This window comes from Actinoplanes italicus, from assembly GCF_003001815.1.
Lineage (GTDB): Bacteria > Actinomycetota > Actinomycetes > Mycobacteriales > Micromonosporaceae > Actinoplanes > Actinoplanes italicus.
Genome location: NZ_PVMZ01000022.1, coordinates 13,882 through 31,790, shown reverse-complemented (window position 1 = coordinate 31,790; position 17,909 = coordinate 13,882). Strand labels below are relative to the sequence as shown.

Sequence of the window (17,909 nt, the reverse complement as noted above, 5' to 3'; positions counted from 1 at the left end):
ACTTCGGCACCGATCAGTGCACAAGAGGTAGGCTGCCGGAGTGGAAAAGGCACAACTGGGCCGGCCGCGGGCCTTCGACGCGGACGCGGCGCTCGACAAGGCCATGGTCGTGTTCTGGCAGCAGGGCTACGAGGGTGCCAGCCTGACCGACCTGACCGAGGCCATGGGCATCTCCCGCAAGAGCCTGTACGCGGCGTACGGCAACAAGGAAGACCTCTTCCGCAAGGTGCTGCAGCGCTACACCGACGGTCCCGCGTCCTACGTCGTCGACGCTTTGAAGGCTGCCACCGCCCGCGAGACGGCGGTCACCTTCCTCGCCGGCTCGATCCGGGCCAACACCACACCCGGCTGGCCCGCCGGCTGCCTCGGCGTGCAGGGCGCGCTGGCCGCCGGTGAGACCGGGAAGGTCGCCCACGACATCCTGGTCGAATGGCGTGCGCTGGGCCAGATGCATCTGCGCGATCGATTCCTGCGGGCCGTCCGTGAGGGTGACCTGCCCGCCGACGCCGACCCGGAGATGCTCGCCCGATATCTCATGACCATCGCGAACGGCCTGGCCGTGCAGGCGTCGGGCGGCGCGACCCGCCAGGATCTGCAGCGTGTGGCCAACGCCGCCCTCCGAAACTGGCCGCCGGTCTAGCAAGATCTGAACATTGCTTTGCGAGAGTGCCGTCATGTCATACCGAACCCGTTTCGCCCTCGTGGCCGTCAGCCTCACCGTCCTGCTCGCCGGCTGTTCCAGCGGCGACGAGAAGAAGGACACGCCGCAAGTGGCCACGCTGCAGAGCTCGGCGGCGCCCTCCAGCGCCCCCGCCAGCGACCAGCGGCCGGTGTACCCGATCGACGCCACCGAAGAGCAGATCAAGGCGATGGCCAAACCGTGGGCCGAGTGCCTGAAGGCGGAGGGGGTGAAGAAGCCGGACGACGCCGTGGGTCTGATGCAGAAGGGCGGCACGGCCAAGGACCTGCGTCTGATCGAGTCCGAGGACGACGCCGCAGCGTGGAAGGCCTGCGAGGCCAAGCAGCCGGAGTCGTTCGAGCAGCACCAGCTGCGTACCAGCCCGACGGAGTTCAAGGACAACCAGCGCGAGTGGTACCGGTGCGCCCAGGCCGCCGGCTACAAGCTGAACGCCCCGGACCCGGCCACCGGCCAGTTCGGCCTCACCGAGATCGGCCCGAACGGCGACTTCGGTTCGGAGAAGATGCAGGAGTGCCGCCGCCAGGCGTTCGCGAGCTGACACCCGTGGACCGGGCAGCGGGCCGGTTGTCAGGAACTGATTAGGTTTCCGGCCGGTCGGCGATCACGCGGTTATCGTCGTCGCCGTGGGTGCATATCTGCTGGTGGCGGAGGACGATCGCGGTCAGGCCGAGGTGTTGCGGCGCTATCTGAGCGCCGAGGGCTACGACACCGTGGTGGTGCACGACGGGCTGGCCGCGCTCGATCACGTGCGGCGGCGCCGGCCGGACCTGCTCGTGCTGGACCTGATGATGCCGGGGCTGGACGGGCTGACCGTGGCCCGGATCCTGCGTGCGGAGTCGGAGGTCCCGATTCTGATGCTGACCGCCCGGGCCGGCGAGGACGACCTGCTCGCCGGCTTGGACGGCGGCGCCGACGACTACCTGACCAAGCCCTACAGCCCCCGGGAGCTGACGGCGCGGGCCCGGGCGTTGTTGAGGCGCAGCCATGGCCGTACGGACGAGACGGTTTTGACCGTGGGTTCGATCGTCGTCGACGCCGCCCGCCATCAGGTGCACGCCGACGGCCGGCTCGTGCAGTGCACACCCGGTGAGTTCGCGATCCTGGAAGCACTGGCCGGACAGCCCGAACGGGTGTTCACGCGGGCGCAGCTGCTCGAGTACACCAACGGTGTGGAACGCGACTCGGTCGAGCGCAGCATCGACGTGCACGTGCTCAACCTGCGCCGCAAGATCGAACCGAATCCGAAGCGGCCGGCCCGGCTCGTCACGGTGTACGGGATCGGCTACAAGCTGACCTCGGGCCCGGCGTGACCCGCGTACCGCCGCATCGAAGTCTGATCTTCCGCCTGCTGGTGGCGTCGGTGACGATCGCGATCGCCGCGATCGTGGCGACGTCCTGGCTCGCCGCCCAGTCCACGTCGCAGGCGATCCGGCAGGAGATCGGGCAGTCGCTCAGCGACGACAAGAGCGTGTACGACGAACTGCTCACCTACGCCGCCACCCACACCGACTGGTCGGGCGTGCAGCCCCTGGTCGCCGACCGGGCCCGCGCCCTGGGCCGCCGGATCACCCTGATGACCGAGAAACGGCGGGTGATCGTCGACTCGGCGCCCGGACCGTCGCTGGAGCTGGCACGGCCCTCGGCGCTCGTGGACCCGCTGTGGGTGGATCTGACACTCACCGGGCGTACGGACCACATCGATCCCCGGGTCGTCGGCCCGTATCGGCTGACGGCGAAGGAACAGCAGCGGATGCGCCGGCAACTCGACGAGGCGCTGGAGTGCGTCCGCACCTTCGGCAGCGAGGGTGTCATCACGACCGGCCCGCACGGACGGCCGAAGCTCGCCCTCACCCGGATGGGCAAGGAACCGTACCTGTGCACGCTCGTCCCCGACCTGACCCGGTCCGAACAACGTCCGTTCGAGACCCTGCGCAAACTCGTCGCCGAGTGCGCGCACGAGCCGGCCGTGACGCTGACGCCGGATCTCGTCGTCACCGTCGTCGACCGGGCGAAGGGCGTGCCGATCCCGGACCGGACCGACCGCGCCGCCCAATGTCTGCAGGGCGCCCGGTACACCCAGCTCGAGCCGTACGTCGCCCCGCCCGCGCTGCTCTTCGTCACCGACCCGGGGGACCCGGCCGCCCAGCCGGTGTCCCCGTTCTCGCGCCCGAACCTCGTCCGTCTCGGCACGGCCACCGGCATCGTGCTGATCCTCGCCGTGCTGGTCACCGTCGTGGTCGGCAGCCGGCTGGTCAGGCCGCTGCGGGCGCTGACCGAGGCGGCCCGCAGACCCACCGAGCATCAGCGCGTGCCGGTCACCGGCAAGGACGAGATCGGCCTGCTGGCCGTCGCGCTCAACGAGTCGACCGAGCGCCGGGAACGGTCCGAACAGCAGCGCAAGGCCATGGTCAACGACGTCGCGCACGAGCTGCGCAACCCGCTGACCAACATCCGCAACTGGCTGGAGGCGGCACAGGACGGCCTGGCCACCATCGACGGCCCGCTGCTGACGCTGCTGCACGACGAGACCGTGCACCTGCAGCACATCGTCGACGACCTGCGCGACCTGGCCGCCGCGGACGCCGGCAGTCTGCGCATGCACCCCGAGCCGATGCACCTCGACGACGCTATCGAGCAGGTCCTCGACGCGCACCGCCCGGGCGCCGCGGCCGCCGGGGTGACACTGGCCATGTCCTTCGACGGCGATCCGCTCGTGGTCGCCGACCCGGTGCGGCTGCGCCAGCTCGTCGGCAACCTGCTGTCCAACGCTATCCGGCACAGCGAAAGGGGCGGCACGGTCACCGTGCGGGCCTCCACCGACGCGGGCCGGTTGACGATCACGGTCGCCGACACCGGCGCCGGGATCGCGGAGGCGGATCTGCCGCGGGTGTTCGACCGGTTCTGGCGTGCCGACGAGTCACGCACCCGCTCCACCGGGGGCAGTGGCCTGGGTCTGCCGATCGCCCGCAAGATCGCTGAGGCGCACGGCGGCGGACTCACCGTGCAGAGCACTCCCGGCGCGGGCGCCACCTTCACCGCGACGCTAACAGGATCCTGAAATCGGAGCCTCATGATCTCCCGTCATGAGAAGGAGCCGACGGCTGCCGCTGATTCTCGCGGTGGTCCTGATCGTGGGTGCGACCTCCGTCGCCGGCTGGTGGGCCTGGGACCGGCGCGAGGTGGGCGATCCGGCGCGGCCTGCGCCGTCCCTGGCGACGGCGGAGATCGTACGGCAGGACATGTCCACGAGCGTGTCGATGTCCGGCCGGCTGGGGCACGGAACGGCGCTGCCGGTGAAGGGCGGCCGCCCCGGCATCATCACCTGGCTGCCGTCCCCGGGCGCGACGCTCAAGCGCGGCCAGACGATCTACCGGGTCGATGACGAGCAGGTGCCGATCTTTTACGGCAACACCCCACTTTTCCGTACGCTGGACAAGCCCGACACCGTCGGCCGGGACGTGCGGGTGGTGGCCGAGAACCTCAAGGCCCTGGGCTACGACGTGGGCAGGCGTTACCAGGCCGGGGAACGCGTACAGCAGAAGACGACTCCGCCGACCTCGGTCACGGTACGCAAGGGCGAGGACGTACTCACGCCGGTCCTGATCCAGGCGATCAAGCGGTGGCGCGAGGACACCGGGCTGCCCGCGTCGAGCTCTCTGGGAATCGGGGACGTCGCGGTGCTGCGGGGACCGGTGCGCGTGGAGAGCACGACCGCGCAGGTCGGTGACACCGCCGAGGTGCCGATCCTGACCGTCACCTCCACGAGCAAGGTCGTCACCGTCGACGTGGAACCCACCGCCGCCACGGGTATGAAGAAGGGCGTCGCCGTCGAGGTCCGGCTGCCGGACGACAAGACCGTGTCCGCGAAGGTCAGTGCCGTCGCGACCGCCGTGACCGACGATCCCAACGGTGCACCGAAACTCACCGTGACCATCACACCGGATACCCCGGCCGCCGTCGCGAAGCTGGACGCTGCCCCGGTCGAGGTGACGTTCCCCGGCGAGGCCCGCAACGACGTGCTGGCCGCGCCCGTCGGTGCACTGGTCGCCCTGGCCGAGGGCGGCTACGCCGTACAGCTGGCCGGCGGGGGACTGGTCACCGTCGAGACCGGCCTGTTCGCCGGCGGCCTGGTCGAGGTCAGCGGCGACGGCGTCACCGAGGGCACCCGGGTGGTGACGACCTCATGAGCGTGCTGGCCGTACACGACGTCAGCATGGTCTATCCCGGCGGCGTCACCGCCCTCGACCACGTCTCGCTCACCGTGGAGAAGGGCGACCTGCTCGCCATCGTCGGCCCGTCCGGCTCGGGCAAGTCCACGCTGCTCAACGTCATGGGCACCCTGGACCGCCCGACATCGGGCACCGTGCTGGTCGGCGGCGACGACGTCGCCGGGCTCTCCGACCGGCGACTGTCGGAGATGCGAGGCCGGCGGCTCGGCTTCGTGTTCCAGCAGTTCCACCTCAGCAGCGGGCTGACCGCCACGGAGAACGTCGCCACCGGCCTGCTCTACGCCGGTGTGCCGCGACGACAGCGGCGCCCGATGGCACGCGAGGCGCTGGACCGCGTCGGCCTGGCCCACCGCGCCGGCCACCTCCCGCACCAGCTGTCCGGCGGCGAACGGCAACGCGTGGCCATCGCCCGCGCCGTGGTCAACAGCCCCGGCCTCGTCCTGGCCGACGAACCCACCGGCGCTCTCGACACCCGCAACGGTCAGGCCGTGCTCGACCTTCTGCGCAGGTTGAACGCCGAGGGCGCCTCGATCGCGGTCATCACCCACGATCGCGACATCGCCGCCGCACTGCCGCGCCGTGTCGAGATCCGCGACGGACGCCTGGTGGCCGACCGATGAGACTCACACCGCTCGACCTGCTCGAACTCGGCCTGCTCGGAGTGCGTACCCGCCGCATGCGGGCCGTGCTGTCCGCGCTGGGCATCGCGATCGGCATCGCCACCATGGTCGTGGTGACCGGCATCCCCGCCTCCAGTGGCGCCGCGCTGCAGCGTGAACTGGCCGCTCTCGGCGCCGACATGCTGCACGTCGTGCCCACCCAGCAGGACCCGCCGGTCACCTTCCCCGACGACGCGGTCGCGATGGTCCAGCGCATCGGCCCCGTCACCGGGGTCAGCGCCGTCGCGGGCACCCCGGCTCTGGTGCGGCGATCGGACCGGCTCGACCCGGCCGACGGCTCCGGGCTGACCGTACGCGCGGCCCGATCCGATCTGCTCGGCGTGCTGCACGCCCGGGTGCGCTCCGGGCATTGGCTCACCGCGGCCGAGCAGCGTTACCCGGCTGTGGTGCTCGGCTCGGTGGCGGCCGTACGACTGGGGTTCGACGCCCCCGGCCGGCAGGTGATCATCGGGGACCGCTGGTTCACCGTGACCGGCATCCTCGAGGAGGTTCCGCTGTCGCCGGACATCGACCGGTCCGTGCTGGTCGGCTGGGAGACCGCGCGAACGGCGCTCGGTTACGAGGGCGGCCCGACGATCATCTTCGTGCGGGCCCGGGAGGACGCGGTCGAGGCGGTCCGGGACGTGCTGCCGGAGACCGTGCATCCGCAACGTCCCGACACGGTCACCGTCACCCGGCCCTCCGACGCCCTGGCCGCGAAACGTGCCACCGAGTCGACCTTCTCCGTCCTCATGCTGGGTCTCGCGGCCGTGGCCCTGCTGGTCGGTGGCGTCGGCGTGGCCAACACGATGGTCATCTCCGTGCTCGAACGCCGCTCCGAGATCGGTCTGCGCCGGGCGCTGGGCAGCAGCCGCGGCCAGATCCGGGCCCAGTTCCTCACCGAGGCGATCGTCCTGTCCACACTCGGCGGCGCGACCGGTGTCGCTCTGGGACTGCTGCTGACGGCCGGTTATGCCGCCCATCAGGGCTGGCCGCTGGTGGTCCCGTTGCCGGCGTTGCTGGCGGGTCTTGCCGGTTCGGTGGTGGTCGGCATCGTGGCCGGTGTCTATCCGTCCGTCCACGCCGCCCGGCTGACGCCCACCGAGGCGCTCGCCTAGCCCCGCCCGCCTCCCCGGCAGCCGGGCGGATGCCCGCGAACCCGCGGGGAAACGGGACGTTTGCGGGCGCGTAGGCTGGCAGACCCGCCCGGCGGCAGCCCACCCGGCCACCGCCTCGGCCCGGCCGTCCGCCCTCCGGAGGAGCGATCTGAGCGAGTCCCGCACGCCGATCCCGAAGGTCACCTGGCGTTTCCGGAAGGTGCGCGGCCGGCACGGCGCCGTGAGCACCCGCGAGTACCTTCCGGCTGTGCAGCGGCCGGATGCTGAGGTGGTCGTCTGGGTTCACGGCGGCGCGTACGTCGGTGGCAGCCTGCGGATGGCGGAGTCGCACGCGGTCGCGACGGACCTGGCCCGGACCGGTCGGCCAGTGGTCGCGGTCGACTACCGCAAGGTGTCGTTCCTGCCGCTGATGCTGCCGAAGCGCCGCATCCGGCCGCACCGCAACAACTTCCCGGTGCCGGTCCACGACGTGCTCGACGCCTACCTCGACACCGCCGGCCGGTATCCGGGGCGCCGGATCGTGCTGGGCGGTGCGAGCGCCGGAGCGAACCTGTCGGCCTCGGCGACCATCCGCGCGGCGGGCCACCGGCCGGCGGGGCTGATCCTCGCCTACGGGGCCTTCCACGTGGAACTGCCGCCGATCCCGGCCGCGTTGCAGGCCAGTATCGACGCCTCCAGCGTCCGGCGGCAGTTCACCGCGGACGTCTACCGGCGGATCACGATGAACTTCGTCGGCGACGCGTCGTTGCTCGACGACCCCGAGGCGTCTCCGGCGACGGCGTCGGCGGGCGACATCCCGCCGACGTTGTTCCTCGACGCGGAAGCGGACACGCTCCGGGCATCGAGCGAGCTGTACGCCGAGCGCCTGGACAGGGAGGGCGTCCCGGTGACCTCCACCTTCATCCGGGACAGCTCCCACGGTTTCCTCAACAGGCCGAAGGCAGATCCGTACCCGAACGGCGTCGCCGTCATGAGGTCCTGGCTCGACGATCTGCCCTGACCAGCGGCGCGGCGACGCCGCCACCACCGGCCGCGACTTCGGCATCCGCGCCGGAGCCGTCGCGTGAGGCGAGCTCCGCCGCGCCTTCCCGGCCGCTCCGAGGCCGGCCTCGAGTCCCACGTCCCGGCTGAGAGAACGGTGCAGGTGGCCGTCAGATCGGGAAGTGCACGCCGGTGAGGTCCTCGGAGACCGACCACAGCCGCTTCTGGGTCACGGTGTCGTGGGAGGCCGGGCTGGAGGCGACGAGCCGCGGATGGCCGCGCAGTTCGCCCCGGCCGCCGGGTCCGTAATACTGCGCGCCGCGGACCGCCGGGTCGGTGGCGGCGCGCAGGGTCGGCAGTGCCCCCGACGCGGCGGGCTGGGTGATGAGGGGTGCGAGCCAGGTGACCGGCAGCCGGAGCGCGGCCGGGGCGTTGCGGACCAGCTCGGTGTTGGACACGCCCGGGTGTGCGGCCACGGCGAGGGTGCCGTGTGACGCGAGCCGCCGCTGCAGCTCGTAGGTGAACATGAGGTTGGCCAGCTTCGACTGCCCGTAAGCGCCGATCCGGCTGTAGGACCGCTCCCACTGCAGGTCGTCGAAGTGGATCGCGGCCTGGATGCGGTGGCCGGTGCTGCTGACCGTCACCACCCGGGAGCCGGGCACCGGCAGGAGCCGGTCGAGCAGCAGGCCGGTGAGTGCGAAGTGGCCGAGGTGGTTCGTGCCGAACTGCAGCTCGAAGCCGTCGTGGGTGGTCCGCTTCGGGGTGTACATGACGCCCGCGTTGTTGATCAGCAGGTCGATGCGCGGGTGAGTGGCGCGCAGCGTCGCGGCGGCGGTGCGGATCGAGTCCAGCGATGTCAGGTCCAGCTCCTGCACCGTGACGTCGCCGGTGATCCGGTCGGCGGCCTGCTTGCCCTTCTCCACGTCGCGCACGGCCAGCACCACGCTCGCCCCGTGCTCGGCGAGTGCCCGGGCGGTCTCGAAGCCCAGTCCGGTGTTGGCGCCGGTGACGACCGCGACCCGGCCTTGCTGGTCGGGGATGTTCAGCTCGCTCCAGCTGTCGCTCATGTCGTGCTCCTTTTAACGTACCGCCGGTCTCTTGTAGGTTTCGACATTAAGAGACCGCCGGTCTGCTGTCAAGAGACCGGCGGTACGTAATGTAGGCTGCGGGATGTGACGTTCCAACGGGCGCGAAGCGAGGAGCAGCGGGAGATCCGCCGCCGCGCGATCCTGGACACCGCCGCGGCGATGCTCGACGAGATGCCGGTCGCCGAGGTCAGCCTCAACGAGCTGAGCCGCCGGGTGGGCCTGGCCAAGTCGAATGTGCTGCGATATTTCGAGACGCGCGAGGCGGTCCTGCTCGAACTGCTGGACCGGTTCCTGCGGGAGTGGCTGTCCGCGCTCGGCGACGAACTCGCCGGCGGCATCGATCCGCGGGCGCCCGCCACCGAGCGGGCCGGACTGCTGGCCGGCATCCTCAGCCGATCCCTCGCCGACCGGCCGGTGCTCTGCGGCCTCTTCGGGGCGCAGGGCAGCGTCCTGGAGCAGAACGTCTCGGTCGAGGTCGTCACGCGGCACAAGCGGGAGTCGCTGGATGCCCTGGCCGCCATGACCGCGCTGATCCGCAAGCACGTGCCGGAGCTCGGTGACGGTACACAGGCGTACTGCCTGCAGGTTCTCGTCCTGGCCGGGGCGCTGTCGGCCTACCTCCCGCCACCGGCCACCGTGCTCGCGGTCTACCAGGCCGAACCATCGCTCGCCGTTCTGCAGACCGACCTGCACGGCGCGCTGCACCTCGCCGTCACCATGACGACGGTGGGCACCCTGCCCCGATGAAGGCGGAGCAGGGTGTCCTGTTCAGAAATAGCGTTCGCCGGTCTCCGGAATGATCCATCCGGCGGCCCATTCGCCGCATTTCGAGCTTCGCAGGAATCGCGTCCTGCACCCCTGGACGCTGACCGTGTATTTGTTCGCGCGCGCGGCCGGGCCCACGTTCAGCTTGTCCACCCGCTGACCGCTGCCCTTGGACCGCTGGTTCAACTCGTACACCCGGCCGCCGCTGTGGATCGCCCAGCGGATGTTGAACCGGTCGGCCGAGCCGTTCCATACCACGTTGACCCGCCCCGACGTGCTGAAGAACAGCCTCCCGATCTCCACGCAGGGCTCTCCCTCGCACACCGGGATCATCTCCGTGTCGCGGCACGGTTTGGGTGCCCCCTTCGTGCAGATCTGCGGGTAGACCGCTGCCGTCGAAGGTGTCCCCCAGGCGGTCACCGAGGTGACGGAAAGCAGGGTCGCCATGGCGAGAATGGCAGTACGCCGACCGTTGAAGAATCTCATGGGAATCATTCCTCTGCTACTCGTGAACGGATTCGCCAAACCCATGAAAATGAGTGGTGCGAGTGTATTCACAGCCGGAACACCGGCACGATAGCCCGCTTGAGTGACCCGCGGCCCTCGATGATCCGGTATTCGCGCGAGCGGCCGTTGACCCGAACGGGGGTAGTTGCCCGGACCGTGTCGGTTCTCCGGACGGCCTCCCGTCTACGCCGGTGGAAGCCCTTACCGAAGGAGACCGGCGATGCCGAGAGAACCACGCCCCACCCTGCCGCACCGCCTGAAACGGTGCGGCCTCCTGCTCGTCACGGCCATGCTCGTCGTGACGTCGGCGGCCACGGTGACCCCCGCGGCGGCGGCCACGACGGCAGGCGACCCGTTGGACAGGGCGCCCCGCAACACGGCCGAGTCCCGCGCCGGGTACGCGGCCCGGTCCGACGCCGTGATCCGGCAATTCGCCTGCGAGCCCCTGATCGCGCCGGACGGCGACGGCGAGGAGAGCTTCGCGAACATCCTCACCGCCAAACTGGAGGCGGTACGCCGGGCGGCCCAGCGCGGCGGCAAGTACCAGTGCGCCAAAGGGACGGCCGACGGAGCCGAGCTGCGCGCCGAGGTCAACCGGACCCTGCTGGCCATGAAGGTCACCAGCAATCCCGGCACGGAATTCGAGGTGGTCCCCGGCGTCTGTAAACGCTCCGGCGAGTGGGACGTGGTGATGCGTGGCCTGATCGTCGCCGCCTACCGCTACGGGCAGTACCTCGACGGCGAGGTCCACGAACGCCTGCTGGCGAAAGATCCGCTGCTCCACGTACGCGGAAAGGCGCACGACGGCATGGCCCGCTGGTCCTGCAAGCTACCGCCGGTGGGGCCGAAGGTGCACATTCCGGAGAGCGAGAACCACATCCTGCTGACCCGCACGTCGCACTACCTCACCAACCAGCTGCTGCAGCGCCGTCAGCCCGGCGACGCCGCCTTCGACAACAAGGCCAACGGGATGCGCGACTGGATGCTCGGCTACCTGCAGCGGCTGCTGCGCGACGACTTCATCGAGTACAACTCGCGCCCCTACCAGGACTACTCCATGGCCGCGTTGCAGACGCTGTACGACTTCGCCGCCGACGACGACGTGAAGCGGGCCGCGCAGATGGTCCTCGACTACACCTCCGCGAAGTTCGCGGTCTCCAGCCGCGGCCTGCGCCGCAACGTCCCGTTCCGCAGGCTGCGCGGCGACGACATCGACAAGCTCCACGACCCGCAGACGTGGCGGCATCTGGTGCTCGTCGGCAGCAGCGACACATTCGGATGGTCGGTGCCCGCAGCCGACACCATGGTGCCGGCCGCCCTCACCGGATACCGGGTGCCCGACCTGATCACCGACCTGATCCTGCACCCCACCGGATACTTTCAGCGGTTCCGGCATGCCGGTGCGGAGGTGTACTCCGGCTCCGAGGAGTTCCTCATCAGCGCCGGCGGCGTGGTCACGCCACACGCGTACAAGAACCCCGTGTCGGCGCTCCTGAAACCCGACGACAAGGGCAAGGCGGTGCCGACGCTGCTCATCCCGACGCGGGCCGGGGTCGGCAGCCGCGCCGAGGTGGTAAGGATCGACGGCGTCCGCGACCACGACGACCGCGCCAACGTGTGCGTCGAACCGAACTTCGCCTGCGGAGTGAACATCGAGGTACCCGCCGCCGGCGGACACATCTGCGGCACCCGGGTGGTCGACCGGTGGACGTTCGTCGACGCGCATCTGCCGTGCCGCGGTGGTGGGGCCGGCTACTACGCGGCCGTGCGCATCGACCGGTGCGGCGAGTCGGAGGCTCTGGCCTGCGAGTCGCGCGGCGTCGGCAACGGCGGCTTCTTCGAGGCGGTCCCGGCCACCCGGATGCCGTTCGACGCGTTCGTGGACCTGGTGCTGCGCAACAACCCGGGCCCGTTCCGGGCGATGACCGGCGGCCGGTACGTCACCACCGACGGCCGCCAGATCGACTACAAACCTCTCGTGAAGCCGAAGGACGTCGCGCCGGGAGCGTTGGCCACCGGCGACATCGTCACCAGCGACGCGCACACGGGGCTGGTGACCGTCCGCAACCCGCGCACCGGCCAGGTGCTCGTGCTGGACTTCACCGTCGCGAACCGGCCGCAGCGCCACGAACGCTCGGGCGAGCGGGCCGGTACGCCGTTCAGCGTGTCGCCGGGCGCCACACCCACCGCCGCCCACCAGGCGGGCGGGCAGCTGGACCTGTTCGTGGTCGGTCGCGACGGGGTGCCCACGATGACCTGGCAGCACGGCAACGCGTGGCGGCCGTGGACGCCGGTCGTCGGTGGGTCGCGGTTCACGGCACCTCCGGGTGCGCCGATCGCCACGGCCATGCAGGGTGAGCAGCTGAACGCGTTCGTGGTCGGGCGTGACGGCGTACCCATGATGACCTGGCTCAAAGCAAAGACGTGGCAGCCCTGGGTTCCGGTCGTCGGTGGGTCGCGGTTCACGGCCCCGCCGGGCGCGCCGATCACCACGGGCATGCAGGGGCAGCAGCTCAACGCGTTCGTCGTCGGTCACGAGGGCGTGCCGATGATGACGTGGCTCAAGGGGGGCGCCTGGCAGCCGTGGGTTCCGGTCGTCGGCGGATCACGCTTCACCGTTCCGGCGGGAGCGCCGATCACCACGGGCACGCAGGGAGCGCAGCTCAACGCGTTCGTCGTCGGTCAGGACGGCGTGCCGATGATGACCTGGATCAAAGGAAAGACCTGGCAACCTTGGGTACGGGTTTCCGCCGACTCCCGATTCAGGGCCGAGCCCGGTGCACCGATCACCGCGGCGACGCGGAGTGGCCGGCCCATCCTGTTCGCCGTGGACCGGGCCGGCGCACCACACGTGACGTGGCTTCGCAACGACGGGTGGCAGCCGTGGGTGCCGGTCGCCGCCGGAATGACCGCGCCGCCTCGTGCCCGGCTGGCGGCGGCGGACCAGGGACGCACCCAGCTCGACCTGTTCGCCGTCGGCAACGACGGGGTGCCGGCCGTGAGCTGGACGACGGGTGACGCCTGGGTTCCCTGGGCGCCGGTCAGCCGGCTGCCACTGGGATGACGCGACTCGGGGGCTGCGGACCGCAGCCCCCGAGACGCAGGCGGTTCAACGGATTATCGGCGGACCGAAGGTCACACCGGCCGTGCGCCGCGCGTCCACAGCGACGGTGCACGGATCGCGCCGATCGCAGCCGGACCAGACGGCGCGCCCGACAATCGACCCGACGGCCTTCAACCTGACCTCGGTGCCCTGCGCGAACTCGCCGAACCGGCAGTTGAAGTCGCCTTCGCCACGGCACTGGGAAATCAGGGTCGAGCCGACGTACGCCTCGACTCCCCACCAATGCTCCGGGATCGGCAGGCAGGCGAACGGTGGGGTGCAGCCCATCATTCCGGTCTGGTTTCGTTCGGCGTGAACCTCGACGTCCACGAAGAACTGTGGTCGCGGCAGTGGTTCGCTCGGCACCGGCTCGGACTCCACCGGTTCCGGCTCGACCTGCTCTGGCTCGACCGGTTCCGGTTCCACGGGTTCCGGCCCGACCGGCTCGGACTCGACCGGCTCGGACTTCACGGGTTCCGACTCGACCGGCTCGGACTTCACGGGTTCCGACTCGACCGGCTCCGATTCGTCCGGGCCGGGCCGGAGCCGGCGATCGCGGCCATCCTCCTCGTCGGTGGAGGTGTCCGGTGACGGGCGACCAGGCTGAGACGGCGTCGGCCGCACGACGGCACCCGGAACAACAGAAGCCGGGGCGACAGAAGCGGAATACGGTACGGCCGGAGCCGCGGCACCCTCGGTCGTGCCACCACGGCTGTCCTCCGGCCGCAGCAGCGCCACACCGCCGAACAACGCCACGAACAGCACCAGCGACGCGGAAGTGCCGACACGGCGGCGGTTGGTCCGGCGGGCGACGGCCCGTGGACCGGGCGGCGACACCGTGGCCGGCCTGATCGCCGGCAGTGACGTCGTGTGCCCGGCCGGGCGAACCGGAGGGCGGGACTCGCGGACGACCAGCACCGGCAGCGCGGCCAGCAGCCACCAGTACCGCAGCTCGTTGCGCCGCCGCTCCTGCGCGCAGACCGGGCACAGTCGACTGCGTCCACCGGCGGCCGCGTTGGGGTCCGGATCGAGGTGCCGTCCGATCTCGCGGTACCGGGCGACCGGGACCGGCCTCCCGGCGAGCAGAAGGTCACGCACCGTTTTCTGCAGTTCGGCCAGCCGAGGACACGACACCGGCGTCCAGGCCTCCGGCGGCTCCAGCATCCACACCCTGACGTGGATGCGTCCGCGCAGATGCTGCACCGCCCGCTCGCCCTGGGTACGGACCGTGGCGACACCGTCCTCGTCGCCGAGCATCCGTGCGATCTCCGGATAGCCGCGTCCCTGCTGGCGCAGCAGCAGCACGGTCCGCTCGGTCTCGGAGAGCGCGGTGAGCTGCGACAACAGCTCACCGGACCGGTACCCGAACCGCGCCGCCGCCCGCCGTCCGGGCGTACCGGCACCGTACGCGGGCGTGATGTCGTCGTCGTCCTGAGGTTCCGGCGTCAGGGCGTCGGGCTCGTCCACCCCGATCTCGCGTCGCCGCCGGACGACCGCGCGGATCGCGTCGGTGCACGCGTTGTCGGCGACGCGCCGCACGTACGCCGCCGGGTTGTCGATGCGAAGTTGTTCCGCACCGTGGCGATGGATGTGTTCGAGCAGGCGAAGCCAGGTCTCCTGAACCGCCTCCTCGGCCGCCTCGCTGGTACCGAGCCGGCGCAGGCACAGCGGGTAGACCGCCTGCCGGACGGCCGGGGCGAGCCGCCTGGCAGCCGACGTCCGGGCCGGGCCGTCGGCGAGCTGCCGGATCAACCCGGCAAGGGGGTCGGCGGCCTCCTCCCCGGCACGAGTCTCCGTCATCGGTGCATCCCTCCGCCGCCCGTCGCAGCGATGGTGCCGGGTCACCGACAGTGATCACAATCGGTCGGACGCCAGGTTCATCCGACCGGCCGAATCCTCAGCGCCTCCATCGTGTTGCAGGTCAGGCCGAGAACCTGCCCGTCGGCCTCGAGGGTTCTCTCAGCCGGGGAGCCTGTCGCCGATCAGGGCCAGGCACTGGATGGCGGCGAGACCGTACTGCGCGGACGCGTTGGCCGAGAAGCCCGTCTCGTCGACCGGCTTGAGCACGGCCGGGCCCTCCACGCGGGTGCTCGCCCAGTTCTGGTTGCGCGGATAGCCGGCGTGACCGGTGTAGAACTCCTGCCAGGCCCGGGCCGCGAGCGTGGCGTTGTTCAGCCGGACGGCCGCGTAGGCGGTGAGCCGGGCATGGGCCTGCCGCAGGTTCTGGCTGCCGAACGCGACCCCGGTCTCGGCCTGCTGTTCGGCGGCCGTGCCGTTGTAGAGCCGGCAGTACTGCAGCCAGGCGTCGGTGAACTCGGCGTCCCCGGTCAGGGCGATGATCTCGCTGCACACCTCGACCAGCCCGAACACCGCCTGCAGCGAACCGACCGACACCTTCGCCACGTCGGGGTTGAAGGTGGCGGTGTCCAGGTCGATGAAGCCGCCGCCCTGCACGAACCCGTTCGGCAGCGCGGCAAGACTGCGGGCGCTGGCCAGCAGCTTGCGGCCGGCGTCGGCGTTGCCGCGCTCCCACTCGGTGAGCCACGCCAGCGCCAGGGCGCCCCAGTCGGTGCCGGTCGAGATTCCCAGGGCGTGCGGATCCGGGGTGTACGGCTCCGTGCGGATCTTGCGGATGGGGTCGAGGACCAGGAACGTGCGTTCGGAGTCGTACAGGTCGCGCAGCAGGTCACCGACCCGCTCGTCGGCGGTCAGGAAGTAGTGGAAGCGGCGGTAGCCGGCGTTGCTGATCCGGGTCTGCTTGGCGCTGTCGGCCCAGTGCTGGACGCCGTGGCGCGTACCCAGGTCCCGGTATCTTCCCAGGTGGTAGACGTCGACCTCGCCGGTGTGCCGGGTCATGGCCTCGGCGAAACGGAACGCCTCGGCCTTGCCGGTGCGCAGGTAGTGGTACCAGAGCCACAGGTCGGTGGAGAGCTCCGAGTTGTCCCAGGCATAGCCGCCGACGTCGTAGCGCCACACGTGCCGGTCGCCGTCGTAGGTGTGCATGATGTCGCCGTAGTTCCAGAACCCGTACCAGGAACGCTGGTCGACCTGCCCGTGGTGGTAGGCGAAGATCGCGTCCAGGCGGTCCTCGATCTCGGCGCGGGCCGGTGTCGACCGGTCGACGGGACTCCAGTCGCCGAAGACCCCGGCTGCGTGCAGGTGGGCGGGTGGGGCGATCAGCAGCGGCGGGGTGCGGACCGCGCCGGTCAACTCGGCGAGCCGCGATGCCGGGGGAGTGCCGTCCAAGGCCCAGATCATCAATTCGGTCGTACGGGCCACGCCGTACGGCGAACCGAAGCCGGGCTCGTAGTCCTCGTACGTGATCTCCAGGCCCTCGAGCTGTTCGGGGTAGGAGTCCTGGCTCATGCCGTCGTGGTAGAACCGCAGGTCCATAGGCGGGGCCTGCGGCGACCACCACCAGACGGTCACCTCGGCCTCGGCTCCGGCCGCGCCCCTGATGTCGAGCTGCGTGGGGTGCAGCTGCCAGAAGTCGCGCATCCCGAAGGCGCAGCCCTGCGACGGTCCGCCGACGTAGCCGAGGCCGCTCGCCCGGGTGCCGGCGTCGACACCGATCCAGCCGTGCCCGGCGCTGGTGCGCTTGCTGATCTGGAAACCGTCGGCGCTGAGCTGGCTGAGTGTGTAGTCACCGAACGCGGGGATGTACTGCAGCCGGCTGCTGACCCGGGTGTCCCAGGTGCCGGTCGGTGGCGTCAGCTGTCCGGCGATCTGCGCCGCCCGTACCGCAGCTCCCGGATCTCGCCGCAACCCCGTGATGCCCCGGACCGCTTCGCCGAGGATGCCGTCGCCGGTCCCCGCGAAGCGGATGTGCCGGTCGTGGAGCTCACCGCTCATCGGCACCCGGAAGCGGAGCCCCAGCCCCGCGATGAAATCGGAGTCCGCGTCGCCGTCGAAGACGAACGAGTGGACGGCGCGGATGCCGTCGGAACCGGCGTAGAAGTAGAAGCGGATCGTGAACGGTAGCCAGCGTCGCCGCTGGTCACGGTGGTTGCCGTCGACGCGGACGACCGCGCGGACCGGCCCGGACTGCTCGACGGTCACCTTCTCGACGGCGCTGCCGAACCGGGACGTGACGATCCGGCCGGTCTCGTCGTCGCCGGGGGAGTCCCGGCGCAGGCACACCAGTTCGGCGGCACGGACCACGGCGCTGCCGGCCCGGCTGACCGCGGAGATCAGCTCACCGCCGCGACGCGGCAGGACGCAGCGGATCACGCCGGTGTCCACCTCGACGCGGTCCTTGCGGTCGGTGACGCGGACGGCGGCGGCCGGTGCGGCGGGGGAGCCGGGGGCGAGGCGGTACCCGGCGGCCGGTGCGATCTCGGCGCCGACGGCGTGCGCGGTCCATTTCAGGGTGCCGTCCGGCCAGTAGCCGGTGGGCCAGGTCTGCACGGGAACGGCCGCGCCGTCGGCGCTGGTCAGCGCGAAGGTCTGGTCCTTGGCGAACTGCCCGCGCGGCCACGGGACCCCGAAGGTGACACCCGCGGCCAGGGCCGGGGGTGTGGCGCCTTCCAGCCAGGTCAGGCTGGTTTCCGCGGCGGGCTCCCTGGCGGCGGCCCGGGCGGTGGTGGTGTCGAGGAGGTAGGCGGCGGTGCCGGTGGCCGCGGCGCCGCGCAGCAGGGTACGGCGGGACAGGGTCATGACGGTTCCCATCGGGTCGGGGCTGACGCGTGTGGATTCCATCCGTAAAACGTTTTAAGATCTGCGATCGGAACATGGGAGATTGAAGCGTGTCAAGACGGAG

Annotated in this window: 14 protein-coding genes; 10 read left to right on the top strand and 4 right to left on the bottom strand. The window is 70.9% G+C overall.

Annotated elements, in window-relative coordinates; translation table 11 throughout:
* Positions 1–40 precede the first annotated feature (40 nt).
* The 8 genes from CLV67_RS39415 (at position 41) to CLV67_RS39380 (ending at position 7,706) form a co-directional block, all read left to right on the top strand.
* Entirely contained in the window at positions 41–640 is a 600-nt protein-coding gene (locus CLV67_RS39415; RefSeq protein WP_239166104.1) for a TetR/AcrR family transcriptional regulator, read from the top strand.
* A 34-nt stretch (positions 641–674) separates the two neighbouring features.
* Positions 675–1,238, top strand: a complete 564-nt coding sequence (locus CLV67_RS39410; protein ID WP_106327979.1) for a hypothetical protein — start codon at positions 675–677, stop codon at positions 1,236–1,238.
* A gap of 85 nt (positions 1,239–1,323) precedes the next feature.
* The gene (locus CLV67_RS39405) at positions 1,324–2,010 is read left to right on the top strand and encodes a response regulator transcription factor (protein WP_106327977.1); all 687 of its coding nucleotides are present in this window, start codon (positions 1,324–1,326) and stop codon (positions 2,008–2,010) included.
* Positions 2,007–3,758 (top strand): sensor histidine kinase, encoded by a 1,752-nt coding sequence (locus CLV67_RS39400; protein ID WP_106327975.1) that lies wholly within the window; start codon positions 2,007–2,009, stop codon positions 3,756–3,758. The genes CLV67_RS39405 and CLV67_RS39400 overlap by 4 nt, the downstream gene beginning before the upstream one ends.
* A gap of 25 nt (positions 3,759–3,783) precedes the next feature.
* Positions 3,784–4,887, top strand: a complete 1,104-nt coding sequence (locus tag CLV67_RS39395) for an efflux RND transporter periplasmic adaptor subunit (protein ID WP_203736927.1) — start codon at positions 3,784–3,786, stop codon at positions 4,885–4,887.
* Positions 4,884–5,549 carry an ABC transporter ATP-binding protein gene (locus CLV67_RS39390; RefSeq protein ID WP_106327973.1) on the top strand — a complete coding sequence of 222 codons (666 nt, stop codon included), beginning with the start codon at positions 4,884–4,886 and terminating at the stop codon, positions 5,547–5,549. Before CLV67_RS39395 ends, CLV67_RS39390 begins: the two co-directional genes overlap by 4 nt.
* Positions 5,546–6,706: an ABC transporter permease gene (locus tag CLV67_RS39385; RefSeq protein WP_106327971.1), complete on the top strand. Its 1,161-nt coding sequence runs from the start codon at positions 5,546–5,548 to the stop codon at positions 6,704–6,706. Before CLV67_RS39390 ends, CLV67_RS39385 begins: the two co-directional genes overlap by 4 nt.
* 247 nt (positions 6,707–6,953) lie before the next feature.
* Positions 6,954–7,706, top strand: coding sequence for an alpha/beta hydrolase (locus CLV67_RS39380; protein ID WP_146169472.1), 753 nt, complete (start codon positions 6,954–6,956; stop codon positions 7,704–7,706).
* 151 nt (positions 7,707–7,857) lie between these two features.
* On the opposite strand, the gene CLV67_RS39375 is transcribed toward CLV67_RS39380, so the two are convergent.
* Positions 7,858–8,754: an SDR family NAD(P)-dependent oxidoreductase gene (locus CLV67_RS39375; RefSeq protein ID WP_106327967.1), complete on the bottom strand. Its 897-nt coding sequence runs from the start codon at positions 8,752–8,754 to the stop codon at positions 7,858–7,860.
* 105 nt (positions 8,755–8,859) lie between these two features.
* Between CLV67_RS39375 and CLV67_RS39370 the strand changes: the two genes are divergently transcribed.
* The gene (locus CLV67_RS39370) at positions 8,860–9,522 is read left to right on the top strand and encodes a TetR/AcrR family transcriptional regulator (RefSeq protein ID WP_106327965.1); all 663 of its coding nucleotides are present in this window, start codon (positions 8,860–8,862) and stop codon (positions 9,520–9,522) included.
* Between the two features lie 21 nt (positions 9,523–9,543).
* On the opposite strand, the gene CLV67_RS52275 is transcribed toward CLV67_RS39370, so the two are convergent.
* Complete coding sequence (locus CLV67_RS52275; protein ID WP_170154176.1) at positions 9,544–9,843, bottom strand: hypothetical protein; 300 nt, start codon at positions 9,841–9,843, stop codon at positions 9,544–9,546.
* Between the two features lie 424 nt (positions 9,844–10,267).
* Here CLV67_RS52275 and CLV67_RS39360 point away from each other — a divergent pair, with 424 nt between their 5' ends.
* On the top strand, positions 10,268–13,111 hold the full coding sequence (locus CLV67_RS39360) for a PLL family lectin (protein WP_106327961.1): 2,844 nt from the start codon (positions 10,268–10,270) through the stop codon (positions 13,109–13,111).
* Between the two features lie 45 nt (positions 13,112–13,156).
* Here CLV67_RS39360 and CLV67_RS39355 read toward each other — a convergent pair whose 3' ends face one another.
* Together CLV67_RS39355 and CLV67_RS39350 are read right to left on the bottom strand one after the other, a co-directional pair.
* A complete protein-coding gene (locus CLV67_RS39355) occupies positions 13,157–14,950 on the bottom strand; it encodes an RNA polymerase sigma factor (protein WP_106327959.1) in 1,794 nt (597 codons plus the stop codon).
* A gap of 159 nt (positions 14,951–15,109) precedes the next feature.
* Positions 15,110–17,848, bottom strand: coding sequence for an exo-rhamnogalacturonan lyase family protein (locus CLV67_RS39350; RefSeq protein WP_203736926.1), 2,739 nt, complete (start codon positions 17,846–17,848; stop codon positions 15,110–15,112).
* Between the last annotated feature and the right edge of the window lie 61 nt (positions 17,849–17,909).